Source organism: Methylobacterium sp. 275MFSha3.1, assembly GCF_900108435.1.
Classification (GTDB): domain Bacteria; phylum Pseudomonadota; class Alphaproteobacteria; order Rhizobiales; family Beijerinckiaceae; genus Methylobacterium.
Window position 1 is genome coordinate 54,508 of the sequence record NZ_FNWP01000011.1, and the last position, 20,848, is coordinate 75,355.

The following is a 20,848-nucleotide window of genomic DNA, read 5'->3' on the forward strand; positions in this document are numbered from 1 at the left end:
GCTGCCTCTCGGGAACACAGCATGGCGCCCCGCATCGTTCTCCTGCACGCGACACCGGTCGCCATGGCGCCGATCCAGGCCGCCTTCGCCGAGCGCTGGCCGGAGGCGGAGACCGTCAACCTGCTCGACGACGGCCTGTCCCTCGACCGGGCCAGGGAGCCGGGCGCGATCTCGGAGGGGATGATCGAGCGCTTCGTGCGGTTCGGCCGCTACGGCCACGACATGGGCGCCGACGGCATCCTGATCACCTGCTCGGCCTTCGGTCCGGCCATCGACCGGCTGATCGAGACCGTGCCGGTGCCGGTGCTCAAGCCCAACGAGGCGATGTTCCGCGCGGCGATCGCGCAGGGCGCGCGCATCGGCATGCTGGCGACCTTCGGCCCCTCGGTCGGCACGATGACGGACGAGTTCGAGGAGTTCGTCGCCGAGTCCGGGCGCCCGGCGAGTCTGCGGACGGTCCTGGTGGACGACGCGATGGCGCGGCTGCGCGCCGGCGACGCCGAGACCCACAACCGGCTGATCGCCGAGCGGGCGCCGGACCTGCGCGACTGCGACGCGATCATGCTCGCGCATTTCTCCACCTCGCGCGCGGCCGAGGCCGTGCGGAAGGCCGTCGACGTCCCGGTTCTGACCGCGCCCCACGCGGCGGTGGACCGGATGCGGGCGATGATCGAGACCGGTGGGAGCGCCTGACCATGAAGCTCGGTGCCTACAAGGATCGTCTCAGCGGCCATTGCGGCTTCCTGTTCACGGAGCTGCCGCTGGCCGAGCGCTTCGCGGCCGCGGCCCGTGCCGGGTTCCGCGCGGTCGAGCATCCGAACCTGTTCGCGACGCCGGCCCGGGAGGTCGCGGGCTGGCTGGAGCGGGCGGGCGTGCCGCTGGTCCAGACCGGCTTCCCGGCGGGGGACGCCGCCAAGGGCGAGAAGGGCTTCGCGGCGCTGCCCGACCGGATCGATTACTTCCGCTCCACGATCGAGCCGACCCTGGACTACGTCGCGCAGCTCGGCTGCCGGATGGTCCACCCGATGGCGGGCGTCCGGCCCGCGGGAGTCGAGCGGGCGCGGCTCTGGGACACCTATCTCGACAACCTCGCCTTCGCGGCCGACGCCGCCGGCGCGCGCGGCATGACGGTGATCGTCGAGCCGATCGGTCCCGGTTCGATCGCCGACTACGCGATCGACGACCCGCTGCTGGCGGTCGAGGCGATCCGGGCGATCGGCCGCGACAACGTCAAGCTGCTGTTCGACGCCTATCACTGCGTGTGCCTCGGCCATGACCCGGCGGCGCTGATCCGCGCGCACGCGCCGCTCATCGCCCATGTCCAGATCGCCGACGATCCCGGGCGGCACGAGCCGGGGACCGGCACGATCGCCTTCGACCCGATCTTCTCCGCCCTGGAGGAGGTCGGCTATTCCGGCTTCGTCGGCTGCGAGTACCATCCCGCGGCCGGCACCGAGGCGGGGCTCGGCTGGATGCGGGCGGCAGCGGCGTAGCGCCGGGGCCTCAGAACCGGGCGGCGACGCCGCCGATGATCGTGCGGGGCTGCCCCGGCGTCGCGTAGCGGTTCTGGAACGCGCGGTCGTAGAACGTCGCGTCGAACACGTTGTCGACGTTGAGGTAGATCCGCACGCCGGGCGCGATCTGGTAGTACGAGATCAGGTTGACCAGCGTGTATTGCGGCAGGTTGAAGGACGCGAGCGCCGTCCCCGCGGCGCGCCGGCCGACGAAGTCGAGGCCGCCGCCCAGGCCGAGCCCCTTCAGGTCGCCGCTCTGGAACTCGTAGACGGTCTGGAACGCGAGGCTGTTGGCGGGCACGTTGGCGATGCGCGTGCCGACCGGCAGGGTGTTGTCGCGGGCGACGGCCGCGTCGACGCGCGTGTAGGTCCCGATCACGCGCCAGCCCGGGGCCAGGTATCCGGCGGCGGTCAGGTCGAAGCCGCGGCTGCGGACCGTGCCGGTGGCCACGCTGAAGTTCGGGTCGACCGGATCGGTGCTCAGGACGTTGGAGCGCCGGATCTCGAACAGGGCGGCGGTGGCGTCGAGGCGCCCGTCGAGGAGGCTGACCTTCGCGCCGGCCTCGTAGCCCTCGCCCTCCTCGAACGCGAAGGGCCGGCCGCTGCGATCCGTGCCGATATTGGGCCGGAACGAGCGCGCGTAGTTGCCGTAGAGCGCGACCGTGTCGGTCAGGTCGTAGAGCAGGCCGAAGCGCGGCGTCGCCACCAGACCCTGCAGGCTGGTGGTGCTCTTCGTGAGGTTGTTCGTCGAGACCAGCCCGAGGTCCTCGACCCGGACGCCCAGGAGGGCGTGGAGGCGGGGCGTGAGGTCGATCTGGTCCTGCACGTAGCCGGCGTAGCTCTCGGTCTTCTGCAGGAAGTTCGTGACCCGCGCGGTGATCGGCGGCAGCGGCTGGCCGTAGCGCGGCGCCAGCAGGTCGAGGAGGAACGGGTTCGTCGCCACGTTCGAGCGGTTGAACACCTCCCGGTAGCGGTAGCTGTCGTATTCCAGCCCGAGCAGGAGCGTGTGGCGGAACGGGCCGGTCTCGAACTTGCCCGCGAGATTCGCCTGCAGGTCGAGGTCGGACCACGTCAGGTCCCGCCATTCCAGGGTCCGCCGCTGGGTCCGGCCATCCGGCAGCAGGCCGATGGCGCCGACCCCGTAGCCCGACAGGTTCCCGCCGAGAACCTGGGCACCGACGTTCAGCACCCAGTCCTGGTCGAACCGGTGCTCGACGCGCAGCTGGCCGAGGGCGTTGTCGACATGGGCCGGCGGCAGGCCCGGCTCGCCGATGAAGCGGCTGCGCGGCAGGGCGCGCACGTTGCCCCCCAGTGGGACGATGCCGCGGTCGAAGGTCTGCGCCGTGCTGACGAAGTCGCCCTCCAGGGTGACGGTCGTGTCCGTCGTCGGCTTCCAGGCGATGACCGGGGCGAGGGCGTAGCGGTCGCTGGTGACGAAGTCCCGGAAGCTGCCGTTGTCCTCGACGGCGCCGGTGACGCGGGCCAGCACCTGGCCGCTCTCGTCGAGGGCGCCCGTGGCGTCGAAGGTGCTCCGCTTGGCGCCGAAGCTGCCGTACTGCGTGCCGACCGTGAGGGAGCGCGCCGCCAGCGGCTGCTTGGTCACGATGTTGAAGGTGCCGCCGGGATCGCCGCGGCCGTACAGGAAGGCCGAGGGGCCCTTGAGGACCTCGATGCGTTCGATGGAGACGATGTCGGGGCTGTTGGGGTAGCCGCGGTTGATCGGGAACCCGTTGCGGTAATACTCGCCGGTCGCCACGCCGCGGATCGTGAACTCGGTCAGGCCGAGACCGCCGAAATTGTTGCCGCGGCCGACGCCCGCGAGGTCGAGGGCGCTGTCGATCCGCGTCGCCGCCGCGTCCTCCAGCACCTCCTGCGGCACCGCCACGATGGTCTGCGGCACCTCGCGGACGGGCGTGTCGGTCCGCGTGGCGCTCACCGCCCGCGTGGCCCGGTAACCGTCGACGCGGGACGTCCCGTCGCCGGTCCCCGCCACCGACAGCTCCTCCAGCTGGATTTCCTGGGAACTGTCAACGGCAAGTTGAGCCCAGCCTGGAGACGGGAGCAATACCGGAGCGAGGAAGAGGGAGATTCTGGCTGCGCGCCCGGAAACACCGCGCGAAGCCCGTGTGCAAGACCTTGCACAGTTACGCCGTACCACGATGTCGACCATTCTGTTTCGAGTGGCGCCAGATACGGTGCGGAAACATTCACGGTCAAGCTTGATCTCCGGCGGAGCCTCCAGGCTAGATTTTGAATAACTACAATCTGATGGGGATCGACGGTGCGCCCGCACGAAGCGCGCGAAGACGCCGTCGTCGCCGGTTCGAGCGGTGAGGGAAGGGGAGGTCGCTCCGGCGCACGGGCTCTCAACACGCCGGGTCGCGGGGCATCTGCACAGACGACGCCTCTCGCGTCGTCCGAGCGATCCTGACCGGTTCGCGCGCCGCCCAGACAGGGCGGAGCGGGACCTGTTCCCGCTCAGGCGCCGCCGAGCAGCCGTGCCCGGCGCTCGAGGACCATGGGCCAGACCTCAGGATTGACCAGCCGCGGCGGCGTCTCGCCCCGGAGCAGGCCGACGATCTGCTCGGCCCCCCAGGCGGCCACGTTGCGCCGCGCCTCGTGGGTGACGCCGGCGGTGTGGTAGGTCGCCACCACGGTGTCGAGCTGCAGCAGGGCCGCGTCGAGGGACGGCGGTTCCGGCGACCAGACATCGAGGCCAGCCCCGGCGAGATGGCCGGCGGCGAGCGCGGCGGCGAGCGCCGCCTCGTCGTGGACCCCGCCCCGCGCGGTGGTGATGAACAGCGCCCCCGGCTTCATCGCCGCGAAGGACGCGGCGTCGAAGCTGCCCCGGGTGGTGTCGTCGAGGGGGCAGTGCAGGGACACGATGTCGGACTCGGCGAGCAGCCGCGCCCGGTCCACCGGCTCCGCGCCGCGGGCCCGGATTTCCGCGTCCGAGAGCAGGGGATCGTGGGCGAGAACCCGCATGTCGAAGCCGCGGGCCAGCTTGGCGACCTCCCGGCCGGTATGACCGATCCCGATCAGGCCCAGGGTCGCGCCGCCGATCTCGTGGCCCATCAGCGATTCGCGGGTGAAGCCGCGCGCGGTCCGGAGCAGGCGGTCGGAGACGCAGATCTTGCGCGAGACGGCGAGCATCAGGCCGATCGCCAGTTCCGCCACCGAGCGGGCATTGCCGCCCACTTGGTTCACCACCGCCACGCCGGCCCGGGTGCAGGCGGCGGCGTCCACCGTGTCGAAGCCCGCGCCGGCCGACGAGACCGCGAGCAGGTTCGGGCATTCGGCCAGCAGCGCGTCGGTCACGTGCCAGCGGCGCGGCAGCTCGTCCCGCGCCGGCGAGACGTGGAGGACGTGGACCCGCGCCAGCAGCGCCGCGAGCGCGTCCTCCGGTCCCTGCAGGTCGCCAACCTGCAGGTCGATGTCGGGCTCGGCCTCCAGGCGCGCGTCGAAGACCGGATTGATCCAGACGTTGAATCGGCAGACGCGCTTGGGGGCCGACACCCGGTTCAGCCCTTCACCACCGCGTCGATCGCGTCGATGACGTGGTCGATGTTGTGGGTGTTGACGGCGGCGACGCAGATCCGGCCCGTCTCCAGGGCGTAGACCTCGTGGTCCTCGCGCAGGCGGGTGGCCTCGGCGGGGCTCAGGCCCGTGTAGGAGAACATGCCCTTCTGCGCCTTGATGGCGTCGAAGCCGCGCTCCGGGTGACGCTGCTGCAGGCTGTCGGCCATCCGCTCGCGCATGGCGCGGATCCGGTCCCGCATCTCGCCGAGTTCCCGCTCCCAGTCGGCGCGCAGCTCCGGGTCGGTGAGCACGATCTCGACGATCGCCGCGCCGTGGGTGTGCGGGTTGGAGTAGCTCGCCCGCACCAGCCGCTTGGCGAAGGCCTCGACCTTGGCCTTCGCGGCCGGGTTCTCGGCCACGATGGTGAGCGCGCCGACGCGCTCGCCGTAGAGCGAGAACGACTTCGAGAACGAGGAGGCGACCAGGAATTCCTGGCCCGACTCGGCGAACAGGCGAACCGGCTCGGCGTCGGCGTCGAGCCCGTTGCCGAAGCCCTGGTAGGCGATGTCGAGGAACGGGATCAGGCCGCGCTCGGCCATCAGGGGCACGAGGTCGCGCCACTCGTCGAGGCCGAGATCGGCGCCGGTCGGGTTGTGGCAGCAGGCGTGCAGCACCACGATCGAGCCCTTCGGCAGATCCTGGAGATAGGCCTTCATGGCCGGGTAGTCGGCGCCGCCGGTCTCGGCCGAGAAGTAGGGATAGTCGACCACGGTGAAGCCGGCCTGGCTGAACAGCGCCTTGTGGTTCTCCCAGCTCGGGTTGCTCACCGCCACGGTGGCGTTCGGGTAGAGCTTGGCGAGCAGGTCGGCGCCGGTCTTCAGCGCGCCGGTGCCGCCGATGCTCTGGAGCGTCGCGGCCCGGTTCTGGGACAGGATCGGCGCGCCCTTGCCGAACAGGAGCTCCTGGACCGCGTCGCGGAACGGCTTGGTGCCCTCGATCGGCCGGTAGGTCTTCGGCAGGCCCTTCTCGATCCAGCGCTTCTCGGCGGTCTGCACGGCGCGCAGGCGCGGCACCTTGCCGTCCGCGTCCGTGTACACGCCGACCACGAGGTTGAGCTTCTTGGGGCTCGGGTCGGCGTTGAAGGCCTCGAACAGGCGCATGATCGGGTCGAGCGGCGCGTCCTGGATGCCGGCGAACAGCGAGGTCATGATCGTCAATCGTCCCAGAGGGTCTCGGCCGGCGACGTGCGGAGGGGCGCCGGCACGCCCGGCGACGGGCCGGGCCGACGCCCTTATTCCGCACATCGCGCCCGCCCGCCAGCGCTTCCGCGCGCATCAGCATCCCGATCCGCTCAACGATCTGCGCGACGCTGCGCCCGACGATAGGCCGGGCGATCCCTGTCCGGTGCCCTTCCGGTCGGGGCGCCGACGGTCCTAGAGTGCCGCCATGATCCGTCGCCTCGTCCCGTTCCTCGCCCTTCTCCTCGCCGCCGCCCCGGCCGTCGCGCAGGCACCGGTGCGGATCGGCCTGTCGGCGCCGCTGACCGGTCCGGATTCCGCCTTCGGCCAGGGGCTCCGGCAGGGCGCCGAGCAGGCGGTGGCCGATCTCAACCGCGTCGCGGGCGGCCGCCCGCGCTGGGTCCTCGTCCCGGCCGACGACGGCGGCGACGCGCGGCAGGCCGTCGCCGTCGCGAAGAAGTTCGCCGCCGACGGCGTGCGCCTCGTCGTCGGGCCGCTCGAATCCGGGGCGGTCGCGGCCGCGGCGCCCGTGTACGAGGAGGCGGGCGCGGTCATGGTCGCGCCCGCGGCGGCCTACGGGCCGCTGACCGGGCGGGGCCTGTGGAACCTGTTCCGCCTCGGACCGAGCGACGCCCAGCAGGGTCGGGCGGCCGGGGCCTACCTGGCGAAGGCCTTCGCGGGACGCCGGGTCGGGATCCTCAGCGACCGCTCGACCTTCGGCCGCGGCCTCGCCGACGCGGTGGCGGCGCGGCTGAAGGAGGCCGGCATGCCGGAGGTGATGTTCGACGGCTTCCCCCGGGGCAACCGCGACCTCGCGGACCTCGTCGCGCGGCTGAAGGCGGCGCGCCTCGACGCGGTGTATTTCGGCGGCCTCGCGCCCGAGGCCGTGACCCTGCTCCGCGCCATGCGCGAGGCCGGCCTCGGCGCGACCCTGGTGGCGAGCGACGGCATCCTCGACCCCGCCTTCGCCGCGGTCGACGGCGACGGGGAGGGGACGGTCATGACCCTGGTTCCCGATCCGCCGCGCCTGCCCGAGATCCGCGGCGCTCGCCCGGTGCCGCGCTCGCCCGAGGCGGAGAGCGTCGCGGCCAACGCCTACGTGGCCGTGGAGCTCCTGGCGCAGGCGACCGAGCGCACCCGCGCCGCCGACCCGAGGACCGGCCGCATCGCGGACGGCCACAAGGTGGCCGAGGCCGTGCGGACGGGGCCGTCCCGGACGCTGCTCGGATCGGTGGCCTTCGACGCGCGGGGCGACCGCGCCGCAGCACCGATCGCCCTGCGGATCTGGCGCCGGACGCCGGACGGTCGCCTCGACTACGCCGGCAACGACGCCGAGCCCTGAGAGCCGGCAAATCGTGTCGATGACGGAACGTGTTCGGTGTCCGTGACTTGCGGCCGGTTCCCGCGGGGACTACATGCGGGCGGTGCTGCTGAGCTGGCGCGGGCGGTCCCCCGGATCGGATCCGCGCCCTGCGGCGTTTCCCGAGCTCGATGACAGCCGAACACGCATTGCCGGAACGCCTGCTGCCGGACGGTCCGACTGGAGAAGGTGCATGGCGAAAGAAGAATTGATGCAGTTCGATGGTCTCGTGATCGAGATCCTGCCGGATGCGCGCTACCGCGTGCAGCTCGACCAGGGCCACGAGATCGTGGCCTACACGGCCGGCAAGATGAAGAAGAACCGCATCAAGACGCTGGCGGGCGACCGGGTGACGGTCGAGATGTCGCCCTACGACCTCGAGAAGGGACGCCTCGTGTTCCGCCACAAGGACGAGCGCTCGTCCGGACCCCGCCCGCCGGTGCGCGGCGGTCAGTTCCGCCGCCGTTGACGACCGGGCGCGCGCGCCGGGCTTCCCCGGCCGCGCCCGCCTACCTGCTCTTGACCGTCACGGCGCTGCTCTGGGCCGGCAACGCCGTCACCAGCCGTTGGGCGCCCGGTCACGTGTCACCCCAGGTCATCACGACGCTCCGATGGGCGGTCGCCTGCCTGGTGCTCATGCCCTTCGCCGCGCGCCGGCTCGCCGCCGCGTGGCCGCTCCTGCGGCCGCACTGGCTCCGCATCCTGCTGATGGGCGGCCTCGGCTACACGGCCTTCAACTGCCTGTTCTACGCGGCCGGCGTGCATACCGGCGCGATCAACCTCGCCCTGTTCCAGGGGGCGATCCCCGTGCTGGTGATCGTCCTGAACCGGCTCGCCTACCGGGTGCCGGTCACGCCGGGGCAGGTCCTGGGCGTGGCGCTGACCCTGGTCGGCGCCGGCCTCGCCGCCACGCACGGCGACCTGTCGGTGCTCACGACCCTCGCGTTCAACCGCGGCGACGTGCTCGTCTTCGGCGCCTGCCTGCTCTACGCGGGCTACACGATCTTCCTGCCGACGCGCCCGAAGGTGCCGGCCCTGGTGTTCTTCGCCGCGATGGCGGTCGCGGCCTTCGTCACCTCGCTGCCGCCGCTCGCCGTCGAGTGGGCGACGGGCCACGCCGTCTGGCCCAACCGCGAGGGCTGGCTGATGGTCGCCTTCGTGGGCCTCGGGCCGTCGCTGCTGGCGCAGCTCTTCTTCATGCGCGGCGTCGAGATCATCGGCCCGAACCGCGCCGGCCTGTTCGTCAACCTCGTGCCGATCTTCGGCGCGATCCTCGCCGTCCTGCTGGTCGGCGAGCCGTTCGGCGCGACGGAAGGGGTCGCCCTGGCCCTGGTGCTGGCCGGGATCGCCTGCGCCGAGCGCCTGAAACCGGCGCCCGCCGCAGAGGCCACTCCGGAAGCCGCCTACTCGCAGACGCGGACGCGGCGGATGTAGACGTCGCCGTAGGCGTCGTAGGTCCGGCGGCGCTCGAAGTGGCAGACCGGGCCGTAATCCTCCTCGACGTAGACCGGCGGCGGGGCGCGGTAGACCGGGCGGCCCGGGTAGTAGCCGTTGTTGGCCGACGCGATGGCGCCGCCGACGGCCAGGCCGCCGAGCACGCCGAGGGCCGCGGCGCCGCCGGCGCCGATGCCGTCGCGGGCCTGGGCGGCCGGCGCGAGCGTGGCGAGGCTCCCGACGACAAGGCTCGTCGCGAGAAGGTACTTCATGACATCCCCCTGAAAGCAGGCGATTCGTGCCGATCGATCGGCACAGAGCTGCTAGCACACCCGAGCTTTGGGGCGTTTGTTCGGCCGCACGTGCCGGCTTGACGTGAGGTGCTCCGCCGCACCAAACCCGGGGGCGAGCCGGAGGGCGAGCGAGAGGAGCGGCGACCGTCATGGTGACACGGGGCTTCGTCGGACGCAGGCAGCCGCCCGAGACCGGCGCGCGCTTGCCGCCGGGTCAGTACCTGACCGACGATTTCCCGATCCTCCAGATCGGCCCCAACCCGACCGTCGACATGTCGACGTGGCGCTTCACGCTGCGCGAGGGGTCCCGGCCGATCAAGGCGTGGAACTGGGCGGAGTTCGAGGCGCTGCCCCGCACGACTTGGCGCGGCGACATCCACTGCGTCACCAAGTGGTCGAAGTTCGACACGACCTGGGAGGGCGTCAGCTTCGACGACATCCTGGCCGATGCCGGGATCGCGGCGCCGACCGGCTACCTTCTGGCGGAATCCCACGACGACTACACCACGAACGTGCCGGTGGCCGACCTCGTGGGCGGCCGCGCCCTGGTGGCGACGCGCTACGAGGGCCAGCCGATCCATCCGGATCACGGCGGCCCGGCGCGGCTGTTCGTGCCGCATCTCTACTTCTGGAAGAGCGCCAAGTGGGTGAAGGGCCTCCGGTTCACCCAGACCGACACGGCCGGCTTCTGGGAGCTGCGCGGCTACCACATGTACGGGGATCCCTGGCGTGAGCAGCGCTACATCGGTGACTGAGGCGGTTCCTGAGGTGGTGACTGGCGCAGTGACGGACACAGTGACTGACCCGGCGTTCGAGCCCATCGTCTTCCGCTGGCACGAGGCGGAGATCACCGCGATCGCGCCGGTCACGCCGCACGTGAGGAGCGTCCGCCTTCGCTGCGGCCTCGCCGAGTCCTACCGGGCCGGACAGCACGTCGATGTCCGGCTCACCGCAGAGGACGGCTACCAGGCGCAGCGGAGCTATTCCATCGCCTCGGCGCAGGACGGCAGCGGCACCCTGGAGCTGATGATCGAGGCCCTGCCGGACGGCGAGGTCTCGGGCTGGTTCTCGCACTGCGCCGAGGTCGGCGACCGGGTCGAGCTGCGCGGGCCAATCGGCGGCTCGTTCTCCTGGGACGGGACCGACGGCGGGCCGCTGCTCCTCGGCGGCGGCGGGTCCGGCGTGGTGCCGCTCCTGGCGATGCTGCGGCGGCGGGCGCAGCACTGGCGGGCGATCCCGGCGGCGCTGATCTACTCGGCCCGCACCCGCGCGGAGGCGATCGCGGTCGCCGAGCTGGAGCGGCTCGCCGAGACGGATCCCAACTTCTCCCTGCATCTCGCCACGACGCGCGAGCCCGGCGGCAAGCGGATCGACGCGCACCTCGTCGCCGACGCGCTGGCGCGGATCGGGGCGCCCGGGAAGGTTTTCCTCTGCGGCTCGAACCGGTTCGTGGCCGCGGCCTCGGACCTGATCCTGGCGCAGGGCGTCGCGCCGGGCCTGATCCGCACCGAGCGCTTCGGCGCCTGAACGAGGCCAGGCGCTTTCCGGTCGAGGATCTCGGCTCTGTCGTCGTTGCGAGCGGAGCGACGCAATCCGGAGTGCGCCACGTTCTCCAACGTCGCGCCGCCCCGGGTCGCTTCGCTGCGCTCGCGACGACGGAGCGGGTTGCACCGACCGAAGCGTTCCGCCGGAAGCCGAATCAGGGGCTGAAGATCAGCACGAGGTAGACGAAGAACAGCACGAGGTGCACCGCGCCCTCCAGCACGGTGGTGCGCGAGCCCGAGAAGGTCTGGGCGCTGAGGATCAGCGTCACGGCCAGCAGGGTCATCTCGGTCGGCTTGAGGCCGAGCACCACGGTCTGGCCGGTGAGCAGCCCGATGGTCAGGATCGCCGGCACGGTGAGGCCGACCGTGGAGGTGGCCGCCCCCAGGCACAGGTTGATCGCCCGCTGGAGCTCGTTGCGGGCCACCGCCTTGAGCGCCGAGATCCCCTCCGGCGTGAACACGATGGCGGCGATCAGCACGCCGCCCAGCGCCGTCGGCGCGCCGAGCGCCGCGATGCCGTGGTCGAGGATCACCGCGAGGCTCTTGGCCAGGATCACGATCGGCAGGACGTTGGCGAGCAGCAGGCAGACATGCTTGGCGACGCTGCCGCCCGAGACCGGATCCGCGCCGTGCGGCGGCTCCGTCGCCTCGGGTATCTCCGCGTCGATGAAGAACTCGCTGTGGCGCCCGGTCTGGATCAGCAGGAACACGCCGTAGAGGGCGAGGGTGAACACCGAGAACGTGACCGCCTGAAGCGTCGTCAGGGTCCCGTCGCTGGTGGAGCTGGTGAAGTTGGGGATGATCAGCGCGATGGTGGTGAGCGGGATGATCACCGCCATGAAGGCCGAGGCGCCCTGGAGGTTGTAGCGCTGCTGGTGGTGGCGCAGGCCGCCGACCAGGAGACCCAGCCCGACCACGCCGTTCAGCACGATCATCAGCACCGCGAACATCGTGTCGCGACCGAGGGTCGGCGCGTCCTTGGCCGACAGCATCACGGCGGAGATCAGCGCCACCTCGATGATGACGATCGCCAGCGTCAGGACCAGCGTCCCGAGGGGCTCGCCGAGGCGGTGTGCCAGTTCCTCGGCCTCGTGCACCACGCCGAAGGCGGCCCAGACGATCACGGCGAGCAGCCACGCGAACAGGCCCCCCGCGAACAGGGGCTGAGACAGGTCCCCGAGCCAGTCCTTGCCGAACCACGTGAAGGCGAGAACCGTCGCCCAGGCTACCGCCACCCGCAGGGCTGCCATCATGATGAACGTGTACTCCGCTCGGTTCGCGTCGGGCCTCGACGTGCGCGATTCACGGGAGCCTTAGCAGGTCGTCGGACGAGTGTCGGCGTCGACGGCCGATCGGCCGCGGGTCCATTCGCGCGCCGATGAGGCGTGCCGGATCCCGGATCGAGCGCGCGCAACCGCCCCATGCTGCGACGGGAGTGGTCAGTCGGCCCGGTTGGCGTTACCTTCCAGGCACCCGAATAAAGTCCGGCGCCTGATTCCCCCGCCGCGCGATGGCGCGCTGCCGGGCGCGGCACGGCCGTTGAGAGTTCCCGAAGCTTGCCTTTCCCGACCCTGCCCGCCCCCCTCGCGCGGGCCCTGAGCGACCGCGGCTACGCCGACCCGACGCCGGTCCAGGCCGCCGTGCTGGAAGCCGCCGCCGGCTCCCGCGACCTCCTCGTCTCGGCCCAGACCGGGTCCGGCAAGACCGTGGCCTACGGCCTCGCCATGGCCAGCATGCTGATCGGGGAGGCCGAGCATCTGCCGCCCCCGGCGGCGCCCCTCGCCCTCGTGATCGCCCCGACCCGGGAACTCGCCCTGCAGGTCCAGCGGGAGCTGTCCTGGCTCTATGGGCCGGCCGGAGGCCGTGTCGCGGCCTGCGTCGGCGGCATGGATCCGCGCCGGGAGAGCCGGATGCTCGCGGACGGCACCCACATCGTGGTCGGGACGCCGGGCCGCCTGCGCGATCACCTCGAGCGCCGCAACCTCGACCCGACGGCGCTGCGCGCCGTGGTCCTCGACGAGGCGGACGAGATGCTCGATCTCGGCTTCCGCGAGGACATCGAGTTCATCCTCTCGGCGACGCCCGCGGAGCGGGCCACCTACCTGTTCTCCGCGACCCTGCCGAAGGCGATCGAGACGCTGGCCGAGCGCTACCAGCGCGGGGCCCTCCGGCTCGCGATCAAGGGCGAGACCAAGGGCCACGCCGACATCGCCTACCGCGCGGTGCGGATCATGCCGCGAGAGACCGAGCACGTGGTGCTCAACCTTCTGCGCGAGGCGGACGCCAAGACCGCGATCGTCTTCTGCAACACCCGCAACGCCGTCCGGCACCTCCAGGCAAGCCTGACCGAGCGGGGCTTCTCGGTGGTGGCGCTCTCGGGCGAACTGGGGCAGGGTGAGCGCAACGCCGCCCTCCAGGCCCTGCGCGACGGCCGCGCCCGCGTCTGCGTCGCCACCGACGTGGCCGCCCGCGGCATCGACCTGCCGTCGCTCAGCCTCGTCATCCACGCGGATCTCCCGCACGACGCCGAGGTCATGCAGCACCGCAGCGGCCGCACCGGCCGTGCCGGCCGCAAGGGCACCTCGGTGCTGCTGATCCCCAATTCCCGGCGGCGCCGGGCCGAGCAGATGTTCGCCATCGCCAAGGTGAGCCCCGAATGGTCGGGGCCGCCCTCGGCCGACGAGATCCGCCGGCTCGACGGCGAGCGCATGCTCTCCGACCCGCTCTTCGCCGAGCCGCCGGCCGAGGAGGACGTCGCGCTGGCCGAGACGCTGCTCGCCGGCAAGAGCCCGGAGGAGCTCGCCGCGCTCCTGGCCCGCGTGTACCGCACCCGCCTGCCGGCCCCGGAGGAGGTCAGCGATCCGGGCGAGGGCCGCGCCCCCCGCGGCGAGCGTCCGCCCTACGACCCGATGGACCCGGAGCGGATCGCCGCCATGGGCCCGGCGGTCTGGTTCCGGCTGAACCTCGGCCGCCGCGACAACGCCGATCCGCGCCGGCTGCTGCCGATGCTGACCCGTCGGGGCGGGATCGGGCGCCAGGAGATCGGCGCCATCCGGATCTTCGACCGCGAGACCAAGTTCGAGGTGCGGGGCAACGCGGCCGCGCGCTTCGCCGAGGCTTTCGCCCGCAACGGCTCGCCGGAGATCCAGGTCGAGGCGCTCGCGGGCGACGGGGCGCCGGCCGAGCGCAGGGGCCCGCCCGCCGGGCCGAAGGGATTCGCGAGCCCGCGGGCCGGCAAGCACCAGCGCAAGGCCGAGCGCACCGGGCCGAAGGGCGACAAGGCCGGGCGCCAGACGGGCCGGGCCTGAGCGCCGAGCCCGATAACCGTGCGGCCCCGCTATCGGGGCCGCCGCAGCGGATCAGAAGACGTTCTTGACGGCGTCGCCGAGGGCGTCGACGCTCTCCTTCAGCTTCCGCCCGGCCGGCGCCAGGGACGGGAGCTTGATGCCGAGCACCTCGGTGTCCTCAGCCTCGGCGGGCTCCGCCTGGGCAACGGTCGCGGCGGCGCCCTTCGCCTTGTCGGCGGTCCGCGTCGGCGCGGGCGTTTGGCGGGTCGCCGCCTTGGGCGCGGGCTTCTCGGGGCGCTCGATCTTCTCGGCGCGCTCCGTCCTCTCCGATTTCCCGGAGCGCTCCGTCTTCTCGGCCCGCTCCTTCTTCTCGGGACGCTCGGCCTTCTCCGCGCGCTCCGTGCTCTCCGCCACCGGCTTCGGCGCGGCCGGCTCGACGAGCTCGCGGGCCCGGACCGTCTCGGAGGCGCGGGGCGTCTGAAGCGCGGCCGTGCGGACCGGCGCCAGCGGCGCGACTTCCCGCGCGGCCGCGACCGGCGTGACGGGCGTCGGAACCGGGATGCGCTGCGTCGGCGCGACGGGGGCGGCGGCGACCTTCGCGGGCTGCGGGGCCGCCGGCCGCGGGGCGTCGGGCGCGGGCGGCGTCGGCGTGATCGCCGCGAACGCCTCCGGCAGCGACACCATCCTGAGCGCCGGTGTCTCCGGCTTGGCGGGCTGCGCCGGGGCAGCCGCCGCCTGGACGGAGCCCTTGATGGCGGGCAGCCCGTCCTTCAGCTCCGGCCAGTCCGCGGCCTGCCGAGACGCGACGATCTTCACGGGGGTCGGCGCCGCCAGGCCGGCCATCACCGTCGAGGCGGCGACGCCGAAGCCGACCAGCGCGCTCGCGCCGGCCACGCTGAACAGCGCGACCTTGAGGTTCAGCGACGGCCCGGGCTTGGCCGACGGCGTCCGGTCAGGCCGGGTCTCGGACGGGTCGAGGTTGAGATCGATCATAGGCCGGGGTCTCTGACACGATACACGCCGCGCGCGACCGGGCTCCCCTTCACCGGCCGCCACACTCCGAGGATTCGAAGGTGGTTCGACTCTGGTGGCGATAGAGGAGCTGCAATACGGCGCAATGATGTCGGTCCGAATTGCCTGCCCAGCCAGTCCTGGCGCGGCTATCCACAAGATTACGCCACGCCGCTTAAGAATCGGTGTTCGCCCCGTCCGCTGCACTGGGGGCGGGGCGGCCTGAGCACGTCCGGGTCGCCACTCCGCCGGCCGCCCGCGGCGGGCGCCATGGACTTCGCCGGCGCGGTCGCTATGCGTCAGCGCGTGGATACCCGCCCGAACCTGTCCCCGCGTACCGAGACGGCCGAAGCGCCGGACGCTCCCCGGCTCCGCCGCTGGCCCTGGTCGGCGTGGTCCACCCGCGCGCGGCTCGTCGCGGTGGTCCTGCTCATCGACGCCTTCGCGGCCGTGATCTCATGCGCGGTCATCGTCCTGAACGCCCGGTCGGCCGTGCGCGTCGAGACCCGCGCGTCGCTCGCGACCGTCGAGTCGCTGGTGGCCGACACGATCCGCCTGTCCGACACCGCCGCGCCCGACACGCTGCTCCAGACCCTCGACCTGCGCTTCAAGGTCCTCCGGCACGTCCGGGTCGCGGTGCTCGACGCGGACGGCGACGAGGTCGGCCGGCCGCTGCCGCCGCCGCGCGCCGACCGGGAGGCGCCGCGCTGGTTCGCCGACCTGATCATGCCGCCGATCGAGCGCCACGCCCTTCCGATCGTCGTCAACGGGCGGCGGCTCGGCACGGCGCAGATCACCACGCAGCCGATGGACGAGATCGACGAGATCTGGGGCTACGCCCGGGCGCTCTCGCTGACCACCCTGGCGATCAACGCCGCGATGCTGATCGCGCTCTACATCGCGCTGGGCCGGATCCTCGCTCCGCTGCGGCGGCTCGGCGCCGGCCTGACCCAGCTGGAGCACCACGACTACACCGCCCGCCTGGAGCCGCCCGGCGCCCGGGAGCTGGCCGTGATCGCCGAGCGGTTCAACAAGGTCGCCGAGGCCCTGGGCGAGGTCCGGGCCGCCAACGGCCGCCTCAACCGCCAGCTCCTGACCGCGCAGGACGACGAGCGCCGCCGGACGGCCCTGGAGCTGCACGACGAGTTCGGCCCGTGCCTGTTCGCCCTGGAGGCCAACGCCGCCTCGATCGGCCGCATCGCCTCCGGCGCGGCCGAGCCGAGCCGCGAGAAGCTCGCCGCCCGGGCGGCCGAGATCAGCGCGATCGTCGGGCAGGTCCAGACCGTCAACCGGGAACTCCTGAACCGCCTGCGGCCGCACGGCCTCGGGCAGGCGCCCCTGGCGACCTGCCTCGACCTGCTCCTGCGCGGCTTCGGGCAGCGCCATCCCGGCATCACCTTCGCGGGCCGCTTCGACGGGCTGGCCCGGGGCTACGGCGACCTCGTGGACCTCACGGTGTTCCGCTGCGTTCAGGAGAGCGCCACCAACGCCGTGCGGCACGGCGCCGCGACCCGGGTGGAGGCCGAGGCGGCCGAGACCGGCGGCCGGATCGACCTCACCATCCGCGACAACGGCACCGGAATCCCGCCGGAACACGGTACCGGGCTCGGTCTGTCGGGAATGCGCGAGCGCGTGGAGGCCCTCGACGGCACCTTCGCCCTTGACAATGCCGGCCCCGGGGCGATCGTCCGGATCACGATCCCCGTTCCGCCCGACCGGGGCGACGAGAACAACACCGCGCCGAGCGCATGAACGCCATCGCATCCCAGATCGACGCCGCCGCCACGCGCCTGCCGGTTCTCGTCATCGATGATCACCCCATCGTCCTGCAGGGCTGTCGACGCGTGCTGGAGGATTCCGGCGTCGAGACCATCGCGGAGGCGACGACCGTCGTCGGCGGCTACCGGATCTTCCACCGGCTCCGCCCGCCGGTCGTGATCTGCGACCTGACCTTCCAGGGCAGCGGCATGGCCGGGCTCGGCCTGATCCGGCGGATCCGGGCGGTCGCGCCCGAGACGCGCATCCTGGTCTTCAGTATGCACAACGACCCGGTGATCGTCGCCCGCGCCCTCGAGGCGGGGGCCCTGGGCTACGTCCTCAAGGACCACGCCTCGGCCGAGCTGTTCGAGGCCTTCGCCAAGGTCCGCGTCGGCGAGGTCTACCTCGATCGGCGCCTCGCCACCGAGGTGGCGATGCTGCGCGCCGACGCCCGCCGCGCGCCGGAATCGCAGCTGACCCCCCGCGAGCAGCAGATCCTGGCGCGCCTCGCGCAGGGCCGCTCCTACGGAGCCATCGCGGCCGACCTGTCGGTGAGCTACAAGACCGTGACGAACGCCTGCTCGCAGATGCGCCAGAAGCTCGGCGTGCGCACCCTCGCCGAGCTGATCCACGTCGCCGTCACCCACGCGCAGCGGCAGGGCTAAGCCGTGGCATCCCCCGGACCTGACGACGCCTTCTCCCGGGAGGCCTGGGCGCGCAACGCCGCCGCCTACGAGACCATCCGGTCGATGCCGTTCAACGCCGAGCTCGCCGCCGGCACGCTGCCGCAAGACCGGTTCCGGCACTACATCGTGCAGGACGCGCACTACCTGATCGGCTTCGGCCGGGCGCTGAGCCTCGCCGCCGCGAAGGCGCCGGATCCGGACACGATCGTGCAGTTCTCCCGCGCTGCGCAGGAGGCGATCGTGGTCGAGCGCGCCCTCCACGGCGGCTTCTTCCGCGACTACGGCATCGGGCCGGACACCTTCGCGGCCACGCCCCTGACGCCGGCCTGCGACCACTACGTCAGCTACCTCACGGCCACCGCCTACGCCGAGCCCTACGCGGTGGTCTGCGCGGCCCTGCTGCCCTGCTTCTGGATCTACAAGGCGGTCGGCGACGACATCTTCGCCCGCGCGGCGCCCGACAACCCGTATCGCGCCTGGATCGACACCTACGCGGGCGACGATTTCGCCGCGGCGGTCGCGGCCATGATCGCCGCCACGGACTGCGCGGTGCGGGGCGCGTCGGAGGCCGAGCGCGCGCGGATGCACCGGGCGTTCACGCAGGCCACCCGGCTCGAGTGGCAGTTTTGGGACAGCGCCTACCGCGACGCGGCCTGGGCCCTGTGACCCGCCCGGCGCGCCCGTGACCGCGCCGGACGCCAGCCGCCGCGATCTCGTCGCCGCCGCGCTCGCCGCCGCCCTGGTCGCGCCGCTCCGTCCGGCCCTGGCCGCCGCCGCCGGCGATCCGGCGCCGATCCCGCCGGATCGTCCCGTCCGGATCGCCATGCTGGTCTATCCGGGCCTGACCGCGCTCGATCTCGTGGGGCCGCAGACCTTCCTCGCCGGCCTCGCGCCCGGCAACCTCCACCTCGTCGGCGCGGAGCCCGGGCCGGTGACGAGCGACACCGGCCTCGTCCTGGTGGCGACCCACGGCTTCGCGACCTGCCCGGCGGATCTCGACGTCCTGTTCGTCCCCGGGGGCGACGGCACCCCCGCCCAGATGGGCAACGCGGCGCTCCTCGCCTTCCTGCGCGACCGCGCTGCCCGGGCCGGCTGGATCGCCAGCGTCTGCACCGGATCGCTGATCCTCGGCGCGGCGGGCCTGCTGCGCGGCTACCGCGCGACGTCGCACTGGAGCGTGCGCGACGCGGTGCTGCCGCTCCTGGGCGCCCGGCCGGTGGCCGAGCGCGTCGTCTTCGACCGCGACCGCGTCACCGCGGCCGGGGTCTCGGCGGGGCTCGATCTCGGGCTGGCGCTCGCCGCGCGCCTGCGCGGGGATTCCTACGCCCGCACCGCGCAGCTCGTCGCCGAGTACGCCCCGGCGCCGCCCTTCCGCGCCGGCACGCCCGCCGAGGCCGGGTCCGCGACCGTCCGGGCGGCCGAGGCGATCCTCGCGCCGCTGGTGACGGGGGCGGAGGCCGCAGCGCGCCGGTGAGCGCCGCGCCGGCGATGCAACCGGGCCACGGTCCGGCGCGACGTGCGGCGGCGTGCTTGACGGCGCGCCGCCGGGGCCCGAACTGTTGCGGTGCACGATCCCCCGGAGCCGCCATGTCCCTGATCGCACGCCTGCGCGCCTACGCGGCCGAGGCTCTCGGCGTCGGCACGCAGGAGACCGTGGACGAGACGCATCTCGCGGCCACCGCGCTCCTCGTCCACGTCGCCCGCGTCGACGGCATCCTGGCGCCGGCCGAGAGCGAGCGCCTCTCGCGCCTCGTGCAGGGCCACTACGCCGACGGTCCGGACGCCGCGCGGGCGCTGATCGAGCGCGCCGCCGCCATGGATTCGGAGGTGCGCGACGTGGCGAGCCTCGTGGAGATGATCCCGCACGAGGCCGATCGGTCCGAGCGCGAGGAGCTGCTGACCATGGCGTGGTCGGTGGCGGCGGCGGACGGCAACGTCGACGAGTTCGAGGAGGCGCTGGTCGAGCGCCTCGGCCGCCTGCTCGGCTTCGACGAGGCCGCCATCGCGGCGGCCCGCCGCAGCGGACAGCAGGGCGTCGCGGCCGCGTAGTCCCGGCCGCCCGCGATGATCGCCAGTCTGGCCCTGATCCTGCTCGCGCAGCTGCTGGGCGAAGCCCTCGCGCGCGGCGCGGGCGTCCCGATCCCGGGGCCGGTGATCGGCATGGGCCTGATGTTCGCGTTCCTGCTGCTGCGCGACAATGCCCGCCTCGGCCTGCCGCGCGTGCTGCCGAAGCCGCTGACCGACGGGACGCTCGAGACGACCGCGCGCGGGCTGCTGATGAACCTGTCGCTCCTGTTCGTCCCCGCGGGCGTCGGCGTCGTCGGCCGCCTCGACCTGCTGCGGGCACAGGGCGCCAAACTGGCCCTCGTGCTGGTCGTCTCGACCGCCCTGTCGCTGCTGGTCACCGTCCTGGTGTTCCGCGCCGTCGCCGCCCTGGTCGAGCGGCGCGGGACCGACGGGGAGCCCTGACGGGTGGCCGGCGACTTCTCGCTCTGGGTCTACCTCGCCAAGACGCCGCTCCTGTGGCTGACGGTGACGCTGACCGCCTACGTCCTGGCGGACCGGATCGCCGCCGTGACCGGTCGGCACCCGATCGCCAACCCCGTCCTCATCACCGTCGTCCTGGTGGGGGCGGTCCTGGCCGTCACCGGCACGCCCTACGGGGCCTATTTCGAGGGCGCGCAGTTCGTCCACTTCCTGCTCGGGCCCGCCACCGTGGTGCTGGCGATGCCGCTCTACGAGCGGCGGGCGACCGTCCTGCGCGCCCTCGCGCCGATGCTGGCGGCCCTCGCCGCCGGCTCGGCCACCACCCTCGCCGTGGTGATCGGCCTCGCGCGCCTCCTCGACATCCCGCAGCCGATCCTCGTCTCGCTGGCCCCGAAATCCGTGACCTCGGGCGTCGCGATGGGCATCGCGGAGGCGCTCGGCGGCGACCCGACGCTCACGGCGATCCTGGTGATCCTCACCGGCATCATCGGGGCGATCCTCGTGACGCCGATGATGAACCTCCTGCGGATCCGCGACATGCGCGCCCGCGGCTTCGCCGCAGGGCTCGCGGCCCACGGCATCGGGACGGCCCGCGCCTTCCAGGTCAGCGAGGTCGCCGGCACCTTCGCGGGCATCGCCATGGGGCTCAACGCCTTCCTGACGGCGATCCTCGCGCCCCTGGCGCTGCACCTGCTGTTCTGAGCACCTGCTGTTCTG

General features: G+C 72.8%; 21 protein-coding genes. 15 read left to right on the top strand and 6 right to left on the bottom strand.

What is annotated here, in order from left to right:
- Window positions 1-21 precede the first annotated feature (21 nt).
- Window positions 22-693, top strand: a complete 672-nt coding sequence (locus BLW78_RS14820; RefSeq protein ID WP_091680486.1) for an aspartate/glutamate racemase family protein — start codon at window positions 22-24, stop codon at window positions 691-693.
- Between the two features lie 2 nt (window positions 694-695).
- Window positions 696-1,493, top strand: a complete 798-nt coding sequence (locus BLW78_RS14825; RefSeq protein WP_091680488.1) for a hydroxypyruvate isomerase family protein — start codon at window positions 696-698, stop codon at window positions 1,491-1,493.
- Between the two features lie 10 nt (window positions 1,494-1,503).
- On the opposite strand, the gene BLW78_RS14830 is transcribed toward BLW78_RS14825, so the two are convergent.
- From BLW78_RS14830 to BLW78_RS14840, 3 genes are all read right to left on the bottom strand, one after another.
- Window positions 1,504-3,507, bottom strand: coding sequence for a TonB-dependent siderophore receptor (locus tag BLW78_RS14830; RefSeq protein WP_091680490.1), 2,004 nt, complete (start codon window positions 3,505-3,507; stop codon window positions 1,504-1,506).
- A 485-nt stretch (window positions 3,508-3,992) separates the two neighbouring features.
- The gene (locus BLW78_RS14835; protein ID WP_091680491.1) at window positions 3,993-5,030 is read right to left on the bottom strand and encodes an NAD(P)-dependent oxidoreductase; all 1,038 of its coding nucleotides are present in this window, start codon (window positions 5,028-5,030) and stop codon (window positions 3,993-3,995) included.
- A gap of 5 nt (window positions 5,031-5,035) precedes the next feature.
- Window positions 5,036-6,241 (bottom strand): amino acid aminotransferase, encoded by a 1,206-nt coding sequence (locus tag BLW78_RS14840; protein ID WP_020093019.1) that lies wholly within the window; start codon window positions 6,239-6,241, stop codon window positions 5,036-5,038.
- A gap of 238 nt (window positions 6,242-6,479) precedes the next feature.
- On the opposite strand from BLW78_RS14840, the gene BLW78_RS14845 reads away from it, so the two are divergent.
- The 3 genes from BLW78_RS14845 (at window position 6,480) to BLW78_RS14855 (ending at window position 9,065) form a co-directional block, all read left to right on the top strand.
- Window positions 6,480-7,613 (top strand): branched-chain amino acid ABC transporter substrate-binding protein, encoded by a 1,134-nt coding sequence (locus BLW78_RS14845; RefSeq protein ID WP_091680493.1) that lies wholly within the window; start codon window positions 6,480-6,482, stop codon window positions 7,611-7,613.
- Between the two features lie 211 nt (window positions 7,614-7,824).
- Window positions 7,825-8,100, top strand: a complete 276-nt coding sequence (infA, locus tag BLW78_RS14850) for a translation initiation factor IF-1 (protein WP_012320343.1) — start codon at window positions 7,825-7,827, stop codon at window positions 8,098-8,100.
- Window positions 8,097-9,065, top strand: coding sequence for a DMT family transporter (locus BLW78_RS14855; protein WP_020093022.1), 969 nt, complete (start codon window positions 8,097-8,099; stop codon window positions 9,063-9,065). Before infA ends, BLW78_RS14855 begins: the two co-directional genes overlap by 4 nt.
- On the opposite strand, the gene BLW78_RS14860 is transcribed toward BLW78_RS14855, so the two are convergent.
- The gene (locus BLW78_RS14860; protein WP_012320341.1) at window positions 9,035-9,337 is read right to left on the bottom strand and encodes a hypothetical protein; all 303 of its coding nucleotides are present in this window, start codon (window positions 9,335-9,337) and stop codon (window positions 9,035-9,037) included. The two genes, BLW78_RS14855 and BLW78_RS14860, sit on opposite strands and share 31 nt — an antisense overlap.
- Window positions 9,338-9,507: 170 nt before the next feature.
- Here BLW78_RS14860 and BLW78_RS14865 point away from each other — a divergent pair, with 170 nt between their 5' ends.
- Window positions 9,508-10,113, top strand: a complete 606-nt coding sequence (locus BLW78_RS14865; protein ID WP_091680494.1) for a sulfite oxidase-like oxidoreductase — start codon at window positions 9,508-9,510, stop codon at window positions 10,111-10,113.
- A 40-nt stretch (window positions 10,114-10,153) separates the two neighbouring features.
- The gene (locus BLW78_RS14870; protein ID WP_170855157.1) at window positions 10,154-10,885 is read left to right on the top strand and encodes an FAD-binding oxidoreductase; all 732 of its coding nucleotides are present in this window, start codon (window positions 10,154-10,156) and stop codon (window positions 10,883-10,885) included.
- Between the two features lie 172 nt (window positions 10,886-11,057).
- Here BLW78_RS14870 and BLW78_RS14875 read toward each other — a convergent pair whose 3' ends face one another.
- Window positions 11,058-12,155, bottom strand: a complete 1,098-nt coding sequence (locus BLW78_RS14875) for a calcium:cation antiporter (protein WP_091680496.1) — start codon at window positions 12,153-12,155, stop codon at window positions 11,058-11,060.
- A 303-nt stretch (window positions 12,156-12,458) separates the two neighbouring features.
- Here BLW78_RS14875 and BLW78_RS14880 point away from each other — a divergent pair, with 303 nt between their 5' ends.
- Entirely contained in the window at window positions 12,459-14,210 is a 1,752-nt protein-coding gene (locus BLW78_RS14880; protein ID WP_091680498.1) for a DEAD/DEAH box helicase, read from the top strand.
- A gap of 51 nt (window positions 14,211-14,261) precedes the next feature.
- On the opposite strand, the gene BLW78_RS14885 is transcribed toward BLW78_RS14880, so the two are convergent.
- Window positions 14,262-15,182, bottom strand: coding sequence for a hypothetical protein (locus tag BLW78_RS14885; RefSeq protein WP_091680500.1), 921 nt, complete (start codon window positions 15,180-15,182; stop codon window positions 14,262-14,264).
- Window positions 15,183-15,470: 288 nt separating this feature from the next.
- On the opposite strand from BLW78_RS14885, the gene BLW78_RS14890 reads away from it, so the two are divergent.
- The 7 genes from BLW78_RS14890 (at window position 15,471) to BLW78_RS14920 (ending at window position 20,833) form a co-directional block, all read left to right on the top strand.
- Window positions 15,471-16,952, top strand: a complete 1,482-nt coding sequence (locus tag BLW78_RS14890; protein ID WP_091680502.1) for an ATP-binding protein — start codon at window positions 15,471-15,473, stop codon at window positions 16,950-16,952.
- On the top strand, window positions 16,949-17,623 hold the full coding sequence (locus BLW78_RS14895; RefSeq protein WP_012320334.1) for a response regulator: 675 nt from the start codon (window positions 16,949-16,951) through the stop codon (window positions 17,621-17,623). Before BLW78_RS14890 ends, BLW78_RS14895 begins: the two co-directional genes overlap by 4 nt.
- Window positions 17,624-17,626: 3 nt before the next feature.
- Window positions 17,627-18,310 (top strand): thiaminase II, encoded by a 684-nt coding sequence (gene tenA, locus BLW78_RS14900; protein ID WP_091680503.1) that lies wholly within the window; start codon window positions 17,627-17,629, stop codon window positions 18,308-18,310.
- Between the two features lie 16 nt (window positions 18,311-18,326).
- Window positions 18,327-19,118 carry a DJ-1/PfpI family protein gene (locus BLW78_RS14905; RefSeq protein WP_170855158.1) on the top strand — a complete coding sequence of 264 codons (792 nt, stop codon included), beginning with the start codon at window positions 18,327-18,329 and terminating at the stop codon, window positions 19,116-19,118.
- 113 nt (window positions 19,119-19,231) lie between these two features.
- A complete protein-coding gene (locus tag BLW78_RS14910; RefSeq protein ID WP_020093031.1) occupies window positions 19,232-19,693 on the top strand; it encodes a tellurite resistance TerB family protein in 462 nt (153 codons plus the stop codon).
- Window positions 19,694-19,708: 15 nt separating this feature from the next.
- Window positions 19,709-20,113 (top strand): CidA/LrgA family protein, encoded by a 405-nt coding sequence (locus BLW78_RS14915; protein WP_020093032.1) that lies wholly within the window; start codon window positions 19,709-19,711, stop codon window positions 20,111-20,113.
- 3 nt (window positions 20,114-20,116) lie between these two features.
- Window positions 20,117-20,833, top strand: coding sequence for an LrgB family protein (locus tag BLW78_RS14920; RefSeq protein WP_020093033.1), 717 nt, complete (start codon window positions 20,117-20,119; stop codon window positions 20,831-20,833).
- The last annotated feature ends 15 nt before the right edge of the window (window positions 20,834-20,848 follow it).

Bases quoted from the DNA above. Each gene is read 5' to 3' on its own strand.
- BLW78_RS14825 (WP_091680488.1), top strand. From the start codon at position 696: ATGAAGCTCGGTGCCTACAAGGATCGTCTCAGCGGCCATTGCGGCTTC.
- BLW78_RS14890 (WP_091680502.1), top strand. From the start codon at position 15,471: ATGGACTTCGCCGGCGCGGTCGCTATGCGTCAGCGCGTGGATACCCGC.
- BLW78_RS14840 (WP_020093019.1), bottom strand. From the start codon at position 6,241: ATGACCTCGCTGTTCGCCGGCATCCAGGACGCGCCGCTCGACCCGATC.
- infA (WP_012320343.1), top strand. From the start codon at position 7,825: ATGGCGAAAGAAGAATTGATGCAGTTCGATGGTCTCGTGATCGAGATC.
- BLW78_RS14820 (WP_091680486.1), top strand. From the start codon at position 22: ATGGCGCCCCGCATCGTTCTCCTGCACGCGACACCGGTCGCCATGGCG.
- BLW78_RS14910 (WP_020093031.1), top strand. From the start codon at position 19,232: ATGTCCCTGATCGCACGCCTGCGCGCCTACGCGGCCGAGGCTCTCGGC.
- BLW78_RS14845 (WP_091680493.1), top strand. From the start codon at position 6,480: ATGATCCGTCGCCTCGTCCCGTTCCTCGCCCTTCTCCTCGCCGCCGCC.
- BLW78_RS14860 (WP_012320341.1), bottom strand. From the start codon at position 9,337: ATGAAGTACCTTCTCGCGACGAGCCTTGTCGTCGGGAGCCTCGCCACG.
- BLW78_RS14865 (WP_091680494.1), top strand. From the start codon at position 9,508: ATGGTGACACGGGGCTTCGTCGGACGCAGGCAGCCGCCCGAGACCGGC.
- BLW78_RS14895 (WP_012320334.1), top strand. From the start codon at position 16,949: ATGAACGCCATCGCATCCCAGATCGACGCCGCCGCCACGCGCCTGCCG.
- BLW78_RS14875 (WP_091680496.1), bottom strand. From the start codon at position 12,155: ATGATGGCAGCCCTGCGGGTGGCGGTAGCCTGGGCGACGGTTCTCGCC.
- BLW78_RS14915 (WP_020093032.1), top strand. From the start codon at position 19,709: ATGATCGCCAGTCTGGCCCTGATCCTGCTCGCGCAGCTGCTGGGCGAA.
- BLW78_RS14885 (WP_091680500.1), bottom strand. From the start codon at position 15,182: ATGATCGATCTCAACCTCGACCCGTCCGAGACCCGGCCTGACCGGACG.